Origin of the sequence: Intestinirhabdus alba (assembly GCF_009711095.1) — a bacterium.
In the GTDB taxonomy this organism is placed as follows: domain Bacteria; phylum Pseudomonadota; class Gammaproteobacteria; order Enterobacterales; family Enterobacteriaceae; genus Intestinirhabdus; species Intestinirhabdus alba.
The window spans coordinates 169,261-183,867 of sequence record NZ_WMJZ01000001.1; the positions used below are offsets into that span (position 1 = coordinate 169,261).

At 60.3% G+C, this 14,607-nt stretch carries 12 protein-coding genes; 3 read left to right on the plus strand and 9 right to left on the minus strand.

Translation table 11 applies throughout. The features are described from left to right. Position 1 precedes the first annotated feature (1 nt). The 7 genes from GJV78_RS00800 to GJV78_RS00830 all read right to left on the minus strand — a co-directional run bounded on the left by GJV78_RS00800 (position 2) and on the right by GJV78_RS00830 (position 8,043). Positions 2 to 799: an SDR family oxidoreductase gene (locus GJV78_RS00800; protein WP_155106527.1), complete on the minus strand. Its 798-nt coding sequence runs from the start codon at positions 797 to 799 to the stop codon at positions 2 to 4. A gap of 52 nt (positions 800 to 851) precedes the next feature. Further along, complete coding sequence (locus GJV78_RS00805) at positions 852 to 1,913, minus strand: ABC transporter permease (RefSeq protein ID WP_155106528.1); 1,062 nt, start codon at positions 1,911 to 1,913, stop codon at positions 852 to 854. Between the two features lie 17 nt (positions 1,914 to 1,930). Continuing rightward, complete coding sequence (locus GJV78_RS00810) at positions 1,931 to 3,475, minus strand: sugar ABC transporter ATP-binding protein (RefSeq protein ID WP_155106529.1); 1,545 nt, start codon at positions 3,473 to 3,475, stop codon at positions 1,931 to 1,933. A 1-nt stretch (position 3,476) separates the two neighbouring features. Then, the gene (locus tag GJV78_RS00815) at positions 3,477 to 4,097 is read right to left on the minus strand and encodes a DUF2291 family protein (RefSeq protein WP_155106530.1); all 621 of its coding nucleotides are present in this window, start codon (positions 4,095 to 4,097) and stop codon (positions 3,477 to 3,479) included. A 43-nt stretch (positions 4,098 to 4,140) separates the two neighbouring features. Further along, on the minus strand, positions 4,141 to 5,076 hold the full coding sequence (locus GJV78_RS00820; protein WP_155106531.1) for a D-ribose ABC transporter substrate-binding protein: 936 nt from the start codon (positions 5,074 to 5,076) through the stop codon (positions 4,141 to 4,143). Between the two features lie 143 nt (positions 5,077 to 5,219). Then, positions 5,220 to 6,740, minus strand: a complete 1,521-nt coding sequence (locus GJV78_RS00825) for an FGGY family carbohydrate kinase (protein ID WP_155106532.1) — start codon at positions 6,738 to 6,740, stop codon at positions 5,220 to 5,222. 307 nt (positions 6,741 to 7,047) lie between these two features. Continuing rightward, positions 7,048 to 8,043, minus strand: a complete 996-nt coding sequence (locus GJV78_RS00830; RefSeq protein WP_155106533.1) for a sugar-binding transcriptional regulator — start codon at positions 8,041 to 8,043, stop codon at positions 7,048 to 7,050. Positions 8,044 to 8,404: 361 nt separating this feature from the next. Here GJV78_RS00830 and GJV78_RS00835 point away from each other — a divergent pair, with 361 nt between their 5' ends. Further along, the gene (locus GJV78_RS00835) at positions 8,405 to 9,235 is read left to right on the plus strand and encodes a transketolase (RefSeq protein WP_155106534.1); all 831 of its coding nucleotides are present in this window, start codon (positions 8,405 to 8,407) and stop codon (positions 9,233 to 9,235) included. Beyond that, positions 9,228 to 10,163 (plus strand): transketolase family protein, encoded by a 936-nt coding sequence (locus GJV78_RS00840; protein ID WP_155106535.1) that lies wholly within the window; start codon positions 9,228 to 9,230, stop codon positions 10,161 to 10,163. The genes GJV78_RS00835 and GJV78_RS00840 overlap by 8 nt, the downstream gene beginning before the upstream one ends. A gap of 22 nt (positions 10,164 to 10,185) precedes the next feature. On the opposite strand, the gene entD is transcribed toward GJV78_RS00840, so the two are convergent. Continuing rightward, positions 10,186 to 10,836: an enterobactin synthase subunit EntD gene (gene entD, locus GJV78_RS00845; RefSeq protein ID WP_155106673.1), complete on the minus strand. Its 651-nt coding sequence runs from the start codon at positions 10,834 to 10,836 to the stop codon at positions 10,186 to 10,188. A gap of 46 nt (positions 10,837 to 10,882) precedes the next feature. Beyond that, positions 10,883 to 13,153 (minus strand): TonB-dependent siderophore receptor, encoded by a 2,271-nt coding sequence (locus tag GJV78_RS00850; RefSeq protein ID WP_155106536.1) that lies wholly within the window; start codon positions 13,151 to 13,153, stop codon positions 10,883 to 10,885. A gap of 254 nt (positions 13,154 to 13,407) precedes the next feature. On the opposite strand from GJV78_RS00850, the gene fes reads away from it, so the two are divergent. Further along, the gene (gene fes / locus GJV78_RS00855) at positions 13,408 to 14,607 is read left to right on the plus strand and encodes an enterochelin esterase (protein WP_330998769.1); all 1,200 of its coding nucleotides are present in this window, start codon (positions 13,408 to 13,410) and stop codon (positions 14,605 to 14,607) included.

Genomic DNA, 14,607 nt, shown 5'->3' on the forward strand with positions numbered 1-14,607 from the left:
ATTACGACATAATCAGGCCGCCGTCGATATTAATGGTCTGTCCGGTGAGATAGCGTGCGTCGTCGGAGGCGAGGAAGGCCACCAGCCCGGCGACGTCCTCCGGCTTTCCGGCGCGCTTCAGCGGAATGTTCTGCACCCACTCCGCCATCAGTTCGCCTTTGCCGTAGCGCTTCTCATCCGTGCTGAGCACTTCGCCCCACACCCGATCGTTGTAGTCCCACATTTCGCTTTCGATAATCCCCGGACAGAAGGCGTTAACGGTGATATTCGACGAGGCCAGCTCGTGGGCCAGGCTCTGGGTGATGCCGATCACGCCCATCTTGCTGGCCGCATAGTGTGGGGTGTAGATAAAGCCCTGGCGACCCTGGCCGGAGGAGGTGTTAATCAGGCAGCCGTGGTTCTGCTTAACCATATATCTGGCGGCTTCCCGGCAGCAAAGCCAGACGCCGGTGGTATTCACCGCCAGCACCTTTTCGAAGTCGGCCTTCGGCATACGGTCGAAGTAGTCAATGGTGATCACGCCCGCGTTCTGAATCGAGACGTCGATCGTGCCGAAGCGTGCGGCCGCCTGCTCGTACAGTGACTTCACCTGCGCTTCGTCGGTGACATCTACCTCCAGGGAGAGAATATCCGTCTGATAACGCTGGCGCAGCCGTTCGGCGGTTTGGTGGACGCGCCCGTCGTTGGAGGCCATCACCAGATTCGCGCCATCGCGGGCGAAGCGTTCGGCAATTCCGGCACCAATCCCGCGGCAGGCTCCGGTAATCACCACCGTTTTGTTGTGGAAATCTCGCTGCATTATTTTTTCTCCTTTAGAAGCCGGGCGGACAGCGCCCGGCGGAATGACAGGTTCAGCTGGATGCGCTATTCACCGCCGCCGTCAGTTTTTCCTCATGGCGGCGCATCAGGATTACTTTGTTCTGTAGCTTCTGCTGGAACTGATCCACCACCACCGCGGTGACGATGACCACCCCCTTGATGACCATCTGCCAGAAGTCGCTGACGCCCATCATCACCATGCCGTCGGCGAGGAAGACGATGACGAAGGCACCGATAATCGAGCCGGAGACCCGCCCGCGCCCGCCCGCCAGCGCGGTTCCGCCGAGCACGGTGGCACCGATGGCATCCATTTCAAACATATTGCCGGTCATCGGATGCGCGGTTTGCAGCTGGGAGGCGATGATCAGCCCGACGAACGCCGAGCAGAGGCCGGAGAAGGCGTAGACGAACACCTTGACCTTAACGATCGGCACGCCCGCCAGCCGCGCGGCGGATTCATTACCGCCGATGGCGTAGATATAGCGGCCCAGCGGCGTTTTGGTGGTCAGCCAGTAGCCGAGCAGCAGAAAGCCGACCATCAGCCAGATAGGCAGGTAGATGCCGAGCAGCGTGCCGGAGCCAAGGGTGGCGAAGCTGGTGTTGCCCAGCGCCTCCATGCCGTTCAGGTTGGGAAAGGTTCCGCCGTTGTTAAACAGGAGCGCCGAGCCTCTGGCAACGTACATCATGCCCAGGGTGCAGATAAAGGGGGCCACGCCGAAGCGGGTGATCACCGCGCCGTTGACCAGGCCCACCAGAATACCGAACAGGGTGACGCAGAGGATCACCTCAGGCACGTTAAAAAAGAGAATGTCGCCGTTCCACAGCGGCAGGCCGTTGGTCAGCAGCGCGCCGGCCACCATACCGCAGATCCCGGCGACGGCACCGACGGAGAGATCGATGCCGCCGGTGAGGATCACCAGCGTCATGCCGATGGCCAGCAGGCCGGTAATGGCCACGTGCTGGGTCATGATCAGCAGATTCGAGGTGGTCAGGAAGTTGGGTACCATCACGCTGAAGAATGCGATAACCAGCAGCAGAGCGATAAAGGTTCTGGCCTTCAGCAGGTACATAGAGATCATATATTTCTGGTTCATGATGGGTTCCAGCCTGGTTATTCTTGAGGTGTCGAAGCCGCGATCAGCTTCTCGCGGGTTACCGCATGGCGCGGCACGTCGGCGGTGATGCGGCCGTCGGCCATGACCAGAATGCGGTCCGCCAGCGCCATGACTTCATCCAGCTCCGACGAGGAGAACATGACCGCCAGCCCCTGCTGCGCCATTTTGCCGATCAGGTGATAGACATCGGACTTGGCACCGACGTCGATGCCGCGGGTCGGTTCATCAAGGAAGACCACCTGCGGCCGGGTCATCAGCGCCTTGCCCAGCACCACCTTCTGCTGATTGCCGCCGCTTAGCGAGGTAATGGGCAGCGCCGGATCGCTGACCTTAATCGCCAGCTCGTCAACCATCTGCGCCACGCTGGCCTGCTCCTGCTGCGGGTTCAGCCATTTCCAGGCGCGACGAAAGCCCTGCAGGCTGAAGTCGGAGAGCGTCATGTTGGACTGGATCGACATCATCTGCACCACCCCCTCGCCCTGGCGATCCTCCGGCACCAGCGCCAGCCCCTTTTTCAGCCGCGCCTGAAACGGTGCCCGGTCAATGCGCTCGCCGTTCAGGTGAACGCGGCCGCTCTGGCAGGGCATCAGGCCGACCAGCCCCTTGAACAGCTCGGTGCGTCCAGCACCCAGCAGGCCGTAGATACCGATCACTTCGCCTTTGCTCAGGCTGAAGGTCACCTCATTGAGCCGGTAGCCGCCGCTGGCGTGCAGGGCGGTCAGCCCCTCGACCGTCAGGATGGCCTCGCCCTTCGGGGCGGGCCGGTAGTCGAAGTGTTTTTTCTTGTCGCCGACCATCTGCTCAATGATCCACGGGATGCTGGCGTCCTGAACCGGGCGCTCGCTGATAAAACGGCCGTCGCGGAAGATGGTGATGTAGTCGCCGATCTCCATCAGCTCTTCCAGCCGATGGGAGATGTAAATAATGGTGACGCCGCGCCGCTTCAGCTGCTCAATCACCTTGAACAGCACCTTTACCTCCGACTGGCTGAGGGCCGAGGTTGGCTCGTCCATAATCAGCACGCGGGTATCTTTGGAGAGCGCGCGGGCGATCTCCACCAGCTGCTGGTGGCCGATGCCCAGCTCCTCCAGCGGCGTCAGGGGATCGACGTCCAGCTCCAGCCTCTCCAGCAGCGATTTCGCCAGCGAATATTGATATTTTTCGTTAATTCTGCCCTTCTGGAAAAATTCGTTAGCGATAAAAATATTATCCATAACGTTCATATTGGGGAATAAATTCAGCTCCTGAAAAATAATGCTGATCCCCAGCTTTTCCGCCTGATGGGTGGAATTAAGTGTCACCGGTGCGCCGTCGAGAAGAATTTTTCCGGAGGAGGGCGTTTCCACGCCGGCGAGCATTTTCATCATCGTTGATTTACCGGCACCATTTTCCCCAATAAGAACGTTAACCTTATTGCGATAAACCCGATAATTAACGTCATCAAGGGCTACCACGCCCGGATAAACACGCGACAGCGCGCGGGTTTCTATAATGACTTGCGATTCTTCGCCCCGGGGAGTGATATTCTCCTGCTGCTGCATCTTATTCTCCTTGCGGGCTTTCGATTCTGGCCGGCGTGATAGTCGGCGCGCTCCGGGGAATATCCCAGGCGGAAAAGACGCCGTCGATGCGGACTCTGTCTCCGGCCTTCAGCCGGGCCGCCTGAATCATCTTCACCGCCTGCTCGTTAATCGCCCGGCCATATTCGCCGAACAGCACCTGGTCGTTGAAATCGCCGTAGCTGGCCTCTTTATAGGCGTCGCGCAGCAGGGTGCCGCGCAGCGTCGGTCCGGTCTGGACAATAATTTTGTCGCCTCCGCGGTCCTCGACGGTCATTTTGCCGCTGCGCGAGGTGGTGTCGATGCTGTCGATTTTCCCTTCGACGGTGACGTAAAAAATGCAGGGGTTTTCATCCTGAGAGCGGTAACCCAGCGTCTGACAGGCGCTGTCGAAGTCGTTCGCCGCCTGCAGCGCGGAGAGTAATGCCGCGACCGGACGCGCCTGGCCCACGATCTGCGGGACGATTTTGCTTTGCCAGGTCCTGTCGATATCGACCATATGAGGATTCGGCGGGGATTTTAAATCAGCCAGCTCCTGCTGGGAGACGATGCGGCAGCCGCCCAGGGTCAACACCAACAGCGCCAGCCAGGCTTGTTTTAACATACTCTTCTCCTCTGCGCCCCCGGAGAGGCGCAACAGCCCGAGATCAGGATTTGATATTGAAATCCTGGACTTTATTTGCATTATCTTTGGTGATAAGGATGCCGCGGAACATGACGCGCTGTTTCGCCGGCTGAGTGCCGTTCTGCAGGTAGTTATCGAGATCGGTAACGCCCTGGGCGGCGATGGCCTGCGCCTGCAGCATCACGGTGGCCTGCAGCGCACCGGACTTCACCGCATCGCGTTCGTCGTTGCTGCCGTCAATGCCGACCACCACCACGTCGTTGCGGTTGGCGGCCTTCAGGGCGGCAATCGCGCCGAGGGCTACCGGCCCGTTGCCGCAGATGATCCCTTTCACGTCCGGGTGCGCCTGCAGGATGCTGTCCATGATCCGCTTTCCGTCAATCAGCGTGCCTTTGGCGTCCTGCTTCGCGACGCTGACCATATCCGGGAACTGGTCAATCACCTGATGGAAGGATTTGGAGCGGGTTACGCAGTTATTATCGGCGAGGTTACAGGTCAGCTCGGCGTATTTGCCTTTTTCTTCCATCTTTTCCACAAAGACGTTGGCGACTTCAGAACCGGCCTGGAAGTTATTATGGGTAATCTGCACCAGCGCGACGTTATCAACGGGGATCTCGCGGTTAATTAATACCACCGGAATACCGGCCTGTTTGGCTTTTTCAATGGCCGCGACGCTGGCCGTTGAATCGGCGTTATCCAGAATAATACCCTGGACTTTCTGGCCAATGGCGGTATCAATTAATTCATTCTGTTTTTTAACATCCTCGCTATGGGACAGAATCGTCGTTTTATAGCCTAACTCTTTTGCTTTCTCGCTGGCCCCTTTGGCTTCTGAAGCGTAATAAGGGTTGTCCAGCGAATTAACCATAATCATGATGGTGCCCTTTTCCGCCGCCTGGACGGAAAAGGAGAGCGCGGTGAGGGTCGCAGCGGTTAACAGCGTTAAACGTAATTTCATGACAATTTTCTCTCTGTGTTGTTATTGTCGGGTATGGTGAAACAACGTAAAGCCTGAACAGGGGAGTGCTACATTATTTTATGGGCCGGGGATCTCCTTTTTTCCAGGCGTTGAAGGTTGCTGTGCGTAAATTGCCTGACCCGTCAGGCACGCGCGTCCGGTTTCCATAATGTTCTGTTCACCGCCTCGCGCCACTCCTGCCATCTTTTCTGCAGGTGACGGTGGCGGGCCATATCGGGGCGGAATTCACTGTGCAGGGTCAGGCAGGCTTTGAGATCCGCCAGCGAGCCAGGGGTCAGCGCTTTACGCGCCAGCAGCCCCGCGCCGATGGCGGACAGCTCCGGCACGTCGCTGCGCATCACCGGGCAGCCCAGCAGGTCCGCCTGAAACTGCATCAGCCAGTCGTTTCTCGTCGGTCCGCCGTCGACCATCAGCGCCGACAGGTTGAAGTCGTTGTGCTGCTGCATGGTGACCACCACGTCGGCGATCTGGTAAGCGATAGACTCCAGGGCGGCGCGGATCAGGTGGGCGCGCTTTACCCCGCGGCTTAGTCCGCAAATCGTTCCGCGGGCGCTGTCGTCCCACCACGGCGCGCCCAGCCCGGTCAGGGCCGGAACAAAGTAAACGCCAAGCGTGGATTCCACGGAGGTGGGGAGGGAGTTCAGCTCGTGGGCCAGCTCCGCCTCCGACAGTTCGCTGAGGCCGGTGCTGTCCGCCATCCACGCCACCGCGTCGCCGGTGTGGGGAATATTGCCCTCCAGCCCGTAAACCAGGCGGTCGCCGTCGTGCCAGGCGATGGTGGTGGCCAGCGCGGCGATGTCGCTCCGGGCTGATTTCACCGGGGCCATCACCGACGATCCGGTGCCGTAGGTGGCCTTTACGCAGCCCAGTTCGCCCAGGGCGTGGCCGAACAGCGCGGCGTGGGAGTCACCGACCATCGCCATCACCGGGATGCCGTCCGGTATCGCCGCCAGCCCGCGGGTATGACCAAACGGGCCGCTGGAGGGTTTAATTTCCGGCAGCGCCGCCCGGGGAATATGGAACAGCGCCAGCATATCGTCGTCCCACTGCCCGCTGTGCAGATTCAGCAGCTGGGTGCGCGCGGCGTTTGAGTAGTCGCAGCAGAAGGCGTCGCCGCCGGTTAAGTTCCACAGCAGCCAGCTGTCGATGGTGCCGAGGCAAATTTCGCCCCGCGCGGCCTGCTGCGGTCCGTCTTCTACCGACTCCAGCAGCCAGCGCATTTTGGAGGCCGAGAACAGCGGGGCGATGGGCAGGCCGGTGGTGCGCTTGATCAACTGCTCTTTATTTTCGTGGCGCAGCGCGTCGCAGTACGCGGCGCTGCGGGTGCACTGCCAGGTAATGGCCGCGCTCAGCGGCCTGCCGCTCTGACGATACCAGCCGATAGCGGTTTCCCGCTGGTTGCTGATGGCCAGCGCCGCCACCTTTTCAGCGCCAACGTGCGCAATCGCCTGGGCTATCACCTCAAGAGAGGCGGCAATCAGCGCCTCTCCGGACTGTTCGACCCAGCCTTCGCGCGGCGTCTGTATCGCCAGGGGGCGGGAGAATTTCGCCACTACGCCGCCCTTATCGTCGAGAACCACCGCCTTGGCGTTGGTGGTGCCTTCGTCGAGGGCAATAATGAACGCTTTATTCGCTGCACGCATAGCCGATCTCCTGAGTCATATTACGTCCTGGCGGCGAAGGGGAAATGCTGCGCCCCCGGCGTCACGCGCGCTCCGGCAAGGTATGGGAGCGATGCGGCCTTAACACATCCCGCCTTTGAATATATATTCGATATTGATTATTTATTTAAACACCTTAGCCACAATCGGCCTGTTGGGCTACCTGAAAAATCATCAATTGTGCAGAAAATCACACTTGTTGGCAGGGAATGGCGCGGTGCCGATCCTGAAAATAAGCGGCGGTGAATCCTTTCAGTTATTTGATTTTAAAGCTTTTTTATTAAGGCCTTTACGAAAGTGAGATTTTTGCAAAGGCCGCAGGAGGAGAGGGGGGGTACTCGGTGACCAGCAGCCTGGCGGTGGGATAGTCGGTAATCAGCACGTCAACATAGCCGCCGTGCAGCGCGCCCCTGATTGCCGCGACCTTATCGGTGCCGCCGGCAAGCGCCACCACGTTCGGACAGCGTTTAACCTTTTCAAGAGCCATACCGATGACCGGATCTTCATCCTCTTGCAATACCGGCTGGCCCTGCCTGTCATAGTAGTGAAGGCAGATATCCCCCACCGCGCCGCGATCCGCCAGCACCTGAAGCATATCTTCGTGATAATAGTTGCCCGACGTTTTCAGCAACTGTGAGGGTTCGAGAATGCCAATTCCTACGATCGCAATGTCCACCTCGTCGAAGCGGGAGATGACGTCGGCGACGTCCTGACTGGCGACCAGCCGCTTTTTCTCTTCCACAGAGCCTTCAATGCTCTGGGAGGGGAGCAGCCAGGCCTCGCAGTTAAGATGCTGCGCCAGGGTCTGGGTAAGGATGGTCGCCTGCACGTTGCCGTTCGGCCCTACGCCGCCCAGCAGCTGAATTACGCCGCCCGCCTTCAGGTTCTGGCTGTGCACTTCATCGACCATCGCCCGGATGGTTGAGCTCCAGGAGGAGACGCCCACCAGATCTCTGGGGCGCAGGCGCGTCTCCAGATAGTGTGCGGCGGCCGAGCCGATGGCGCGCTTAATGCTGTGATCGCTGGCCTGCTCTTCGGTGTCGACCACAATGGCCTGCTTCAGGCCGTAGCGATCCTCAATGCCCTTTTCAAGATTAAGAAAGATATTTGAGGGCTGTACAACGCTGATTTTGACCACCCCCTCCTTCTGGCAGCGGGTGATGGCGCGGGAGATAAATGACTGAGAAAGCGAGAGAAGTTGAGCAATATCAGACTGCTTTCGCCCCTCAAGATAGTAAAGCGTTGCGATTTTAACCAACAGCCGTTGTTCATCCTGCTTAGCCATATCATTCACCGAAAATCATAACTGTACTGCCATTATCGTTAAGCTCTTCATCATACGCGAAAAAAGGGGAGCGTTAAGTGTGATAAAGCGCAAATTCTGTTCGATGCTCAGATTCCGCACTGGACAAAAGCGGAAAAGGGATCGCATAATTGAATAAAGAATCGCTAATGAATATATATTCAAAGCGGTTTTGAGTCAACTGTGCGGGTCCGGCATCACGGTGCCTGCGGCTAAGCGGACAGGATGCGCCTGAGCAGGAGGCAGCCGACAGCGGCTGGCCGTGCGAAGCCCTGGGATTTCTGGCTTTTTAATCCCTGACGGAATAAATATTCCATAGTGAAAATAAATTCAGAGGTGATCGATGAATCCCTATAACTACGATATTAAGGCCCTTGAGCGGAAAGCGCGGGCGGTCCGCCGCCACATTATCAGGCTTAACGCCGACAGCCCGGCGGGCGGCCACACCGGTGCGGATCTGTCGCAGGTGGAGCTGCTTACCGCGCTCTATTTTCGCATTCTGAACGTCGCCCCGGATCGCATCGCGGACGACGAGCGGGATATCTATATCCAGTCAAAGGGCCACGCGGTCGGCTGCTACTACTGCGTGCTGGCGGAGGCGGGTTTCTTCCCGACCGACTGGCTGGCAACCTATCAACATGCCAATTCGCACCTGCCGGGCCATCCGGTTCGCCAGAAAACGCCGGGCATTGAGCTGAATACCGGCGCGCTGGGGCACGGCCTGCCGGTGGCGGTTGGGCTGGCGCTGGCGGCGAAAAAAAGCGGCAGCGCCCGGCGCATCTTTTTAATCACCGGCGACGGCGAACTGGCCGAGGGCAGCAACTGGGAAGCGGCGCTGGCCGCCGCGCACTACGGGCTGGACAACATGGTTATTATCAATGACAAAAATAATCTCCAGCTGGCCGGGCCGACCCGGGAAATTATGAACACCGATCCGCTGGCCGATAAGTGGCGGGCCTTTGGTATGACGGTGACCGAGTGCCGGGGCAATGAGATGGCGTCGGTTGTGGCCGCGCTGGAGGGGCTGAAGCAGGAGGGGAAACCGAACGTGATTATCGCCAATACCACCAAAGGTGCCGGCATCTCCTTTATTCAGGGGCGGCCCGAGTGGCATCACCGGGTGCCGAAAGGCGATGAGATTGAACTGGCACTGGAGGAACTGAAAGATGAGTAATGCAGAACATCTCGCCAACGTGATGGTGCAGGCGTTTATCGACGCCGTTGAGCGCGGCGTCGACCTGGTGCCGGTGGTGGCAGATTCCACCTCAACGGCGAAAATTGCCCCCTTCGTTAAGCAGTTTCCGGACCGCCTGGTCAACGTCGGTATCGCCGAACAGAGTATGGTCGGAACCGCTGCCGGCCTGGCGCTGGGCGGCAAGGTCGCGGTGACCTGCAACGCAGCGCCGTTTCTGGTCTCCCGTGCCAACGAGCAGATCAAGGTGGACGTCTGCTATAACAATACCAACGTTAAGCTGTTTGGTCTTAACGCCGGGGCCAGCTACGGTCCGCTGGCGAGCACCCACCACGCTATTGACGACCTCGCCATCATGCGCGGCTTCGGCAATATTCAGATTTTCGCCCCCTCTTCGCCGCGCGAGTGCCGGCAGATTATCGACTATGCTCTCGGCTATCAGGGGCCGGTCTATATCCGCATGGACGGCAAGGCGCTGCCGGAGCTGCATGATGAAAGCTATCGCTTTACGCCGGGAGCGGTGGTGACCCTGCGGGAAGGCGGCGATCTGGCGCTGGTGGCCACCGGCTCGACGGTACATGAGATCGTTGACGCGGCGGCGATGCTGGCGGATTCCGGTATACAGGCGACGGTTATCAGCGTGCCGTCAATTCGCCCCTGCGACACCAGGGCGCTGCTGGCGGCGCTGAAGGGCTGCCGGGCGGCCATTAGCGTGGAAGAGCATAACGTGAACGGCGGTCTGGGTAGCCTGGTGGCCGAAACGCTGGCCGAGGCGGGAGAAGGCATTGTCCTGCGGCGTCTGGGGATCCCGGACGGCGAATACGCGGCGGCGGCCGACCGCGGCTGGCTGCGTCAGCACCACGGCCTTGACGCGAAGTCCATTGCCGCGCTGGCGCAAAGCCTGCTCTGAGCGCGGGTCCGGGCGGGGTTCTTCAACGGGACGCTGCCCCATCGGCTTCGCTGCTTACCGCAAGGGTAACCACCCTTCCGGTGCAGCGACGCCAGCTTACCTGATACGCAGCGGTATCGCTGCGCAGAACCAGCGCGTCACTGCGCATCGCCACCAGCTGAAAATCGGTAAAGCCCATTCCCTCCTGCTGGCGCAGCGGGGCGGCCTTAAAGGCGCTCTCTTTGGCGGAAAACGCCAGGGTCAGCGCCAGCGCGGTGGGCAGCCCGCTCTGTGCCAGCATCCGGCGCTCCGCCGCCGTAATAATGCTGCTCTCCAGCTCGCGGGCCTGCGCCGGGGTAAATATCGCTTCGATATCCACCCCGACGGGGCGCGCAGACACTACCGCCAGCGCGGTGGTCGCGCAATGGCTGATGCTGCCGAAAAGCCCCGCCGGCCACAGCGGCTGGCGGCGTTCGCCGACGGCGGGAACGGCCTTATGGCCAAACTCGCGCAGGGCGTGAACGGCGGCAATGCGCCCGGCTAAGTGTTCCGCTTTGCGCTTGCATCCGGCCGAAGCCAGCCGCGAAGCGTGAGGAAGCCACAGCAGGTCGCGATCCTCAACGCTGAGGGGATCGAAGTCGACGACGTGTAGCCGGCGGCCGGCGAAGAAGAGCGTTGAATGGATGGTCTGCATCATATTCCGGGAATCTCCTCTCCCCGCGGGGAGAGGAGTGCGGTTATCAGAAGTGGGTATTGACGCTCAGATACCACGTCCGGCCCGGCTCGTTATAGGTGCGCGCGCCCGCGCCCTGCATGTAGTCGCCCGTTTTGATATCGCTGGTGGTCTGGGCATTGCCCTCGCGCCACAGGCGCTTGTCAAAGAGGTTATCCACCCCGCCGGTCAGGCTGACGTTTTTCGTCATCTCCCAGGTCGCGCTCACGCCGACGATGCTGTAGGGGCTGATCGACTGCTTGTCCGTTCCCGTCACCGGTTTGCCCTGGTAATCATATTTCTTCGGCTCCTGCTTGCCGTACCAGGTAAAGGTGGACTGCAGCGACACGTCCTGATGCACCTGCCAGCTCAGGGTGGAGTTCAGCGTGTACTCCGGAATGATGGACAGCCGCTCGCCGGTCTCCTTGTTTTTGCTCTGCAGCATGTACGTGATGTTGTTGGTCCAGTTAACGGTTTCGCTGACCGGCACGTTCAGCGTCCCCTCCAGCCCCTCAACCACCGCTTTCGGCACGTTCTCCCACTGATAAATATCGGTCAGGGTAGTTTTATTGCCGTTGGTGATGGAGGTCCGGTCGTACGGCACCGTGCCCGCCTCAATCTTGTTGCGGTAGTCGTTGCGGAACCAGGTGACCCCGGCCAGCCAGCCGTCGCGCTTGAACTCAAGGCCAATCTCTTTGTTGACGCTGGTTTCCGCCTGCAGATCGTCATTGCCCAGCATATAGCAGCCGATGCCGGTGGCCGACCCGGTGGCGTAGCAGCCCTGGCCCTTGCTGTAGAGAATATAGTTCGGGTTGGTCTGGTACAGGCTCGGTGCCTTGTAGGCGCGGGCGATCCCCATCTTCAGGGTAAAGTCATCCCCCAGCCCCTGCGACAGGTTCAGCGACGGGCTCCAGTTGTTGCCCACGATGCTGTGGTGATCGAAGCGCAGGCCCGGCGTCAGCATGGTGCTGTCGGTCAGCTCGATATTGTTTTCGGCGAACAGCGAGAAAATCTCCGCTTTGGCGTAAGGGCTGCGGTTGGTGCTGCTGGCACCGGGAATATCGCCGCCCATAAAGGTCTGCGAGCTGGAGAGCATGTCCTTCATGCGCTGCTGGGTCCACTCGGTGCCGAGGGTCAGGTTCTGATTTACCCACAGATCCAGCGGAAGGCTTACCTCGCTGTGCAGGGTGACGTCGTTCAGATCGGCGTCAATGTACTTCTGAGCGGCCTTCGGATCGAAGATCCCTTCCGTACCGCCCGCCAGGCCTTCCGGGGTGCGGGAGTTGCGGGTGTGTTCATACTGCGCCCAGCTGGTGGTGGTGATGCCGTTGTCCCAGCCGCCGTTCCAGGTCAGGGAATAGTTCTGGCGATAGAGGCGGTTGGTCTCTTTGCCGTAGTTGTCTTTTACCCGCTGATTGGTATTGGTATTTTGCGTATCGCCGGCGTACAGATTGCCCTGGCGGCTGTAGCCCGCCTCCAGCTCCAGGGAGTGAAGCGGGGCGAAGTCCCAGCGCACCACGCCGTTAATATCTTTATTGATCACCCCCTCGCGACCGGCGGGAAGCGTGTCGGCGTAGGAGCCGGTGCGGTCTGAGCGGTGAGACTGGTTGATGGTACGCGCGTCGGCCTGGGTTTTATCGAGATTGCCGAACAGGCGGAAGCTGAAGTCGCCGCCCAGCGGGCCGTTCAGGCTGAAGTTGGTGCGTTTGGTCGCCCCTTCGGCCTTATGCTCCGGCGCGTTGAAATAAGTGCTCCAGGTGCCGTGCCACTCGCCGCTGCCTTTTTTGGTAATAATGTTGACCACGCCGCCGGCCGCGCCGTTGCCGTAACGTGCGGCGGCGGGGCCGCGCAGCACTTCGATGCGCTCGATCATCTCCGGCGGCACCCAGGCGGTATCACCTCGGGTGTCCCGTTCGCCGCGCCAGCCCAGGCGCACCGAGTTGCGGCTGGTTACCGGCTTACCGTCGATCAGGATGAGCGTGTTTTCCGGACCCATTCCGCGAATATCGATCTGGCGGTTGTTGCCGCGCTGGCCGCTGGTAGAGTTCCCGGTCAGGTTGACCCCCGGCATGGTGCGGATAATTTCCGCCACGTCGCGCGCCACCGGGTTTTTACGGATTTCGTCGGCGGTGATGGTGGAAACTCCCGGTGCCTGCAGGTTCTGCTGGGCGGCGGTGACCACGATGGTGTCTTCATGCGCGGCGGGGCTGCCGACGGGCTCTTCCGCCATAGCCGGCAGCGCGGCCCCGTAAATCCCCAGATTGACCAGTAAGGCCAGAGAATGAATCTTGTTGTTCATTGGATGTCCTGCTTTTCTTTTGCCGCTTGCGGCCGGACGCCTGGCCACAGGCCTCCGCCCCTGAATTGCCCGCACCGGTGAAACCCTTCATTGCTGAAAGGCACGCGGTAACAGGGCTAAATAAATGGTGAAATGGTGTTCGCGCTTCCCATAGCGCGACAATACGCTATTGCAAATGTAAATAGTTATCAATAATATTATCGATATTTTTCATGTTTCTATGAAAACTGTGAAATAAACATGGGGTTATGACGGTGACGGCGTTAACGACGGGAAGCGATTGCTGGTGGCAATCTAAAAGCGGGCCGGAATGGGTCCGGCAGGCGGACGGAACGTATCGGGTCACCTTCTGGTGGCGCGATCCCAAGGGCGATGAGCGCACCTCGCCGATCCGCCGGGTCTGGATCTATATCACCGGCGTAACCGATCACCATCAGAACGCGCTCCCCCAGAGCTTACGACGCATTGCCGGAACGGACGTCTGGTGCTGGAGCACGACGCTCAGCGCCGGCTGGCGCGGCAGCTATTGCTTTATTCCTTCTCCCCGGGCCGACGTTTTCGCGTCGGCGGCGGGCGAGGTTCCCGACAGGACGACGCTGCGTGAAGGCTGGCAACAGCTGCTGCCACAGGCGATTGCCGATCCGCTGAATCCGGCAAGCTGGCTGGGAGGGCGCGGCCACGCGGTCTCCGCGCTGGAGATGCCGGATGCGCCGCTGCAGCCGGGCTGGGACTGCCCCCAGCCGCCGCTCTCGTCTGCGAAACTTTTGCAGTGGCGCAGCGAGCGGCTGGGCAACACGCGGCGGGTGTGGCTTTTTACCACCGGCGAGGCGCAGGCCGGGGAGCGACCGCTGGCGATCCTCCTCGACGGCCAGTTCTGGGCGCAGAGTATGCCGATCTGGCCCGCGCTGACCGCGTTAACCCGCCAGGGGCGGCTGCCTGCCGCCGTTTATCTGCTGATTGACGCTATCGATAACCGCCGGCGCGCGCTTGAACTGCCCTGCAACGCCGACTTCTGGCTGGCCGTACAGCAGGAGCTGCTGCCGCAGGTAAAAGCGGTTGCGCCGTTCAGCGATTGCCCCGATCGGACGGTGGTCGCCGGCCAGAGCTTTGGCGGCCTGTCGGCGCTGTACGCCGCGCTGCGCTGGCCGATGCGCTTTGGCTGCGTGCTGAGCCAGTCCGGTTCGTACTGGTGGCCCCATCGCAGCGGCCAGCGGGACGGGCAGCTTATTGAGCAGCTTCGCGCGGGCGAACTCTCCGCATCCGGGCTGCGTATCGTGCTGGAGGCCGGCATCAGGGAGCCGACGATCCTGCAGGCGAATCAGGCGCTTTATCACCAATTACAGCATACGCAGCAGGTCGTTTTCTGGCGTCAGGTTGACGGCGGACATGATGCACTTTGCTGGCGCGGCGGCTTAACGCAGGGGCTGATCGATCTCTGGCAGCCTGTAGCTTAA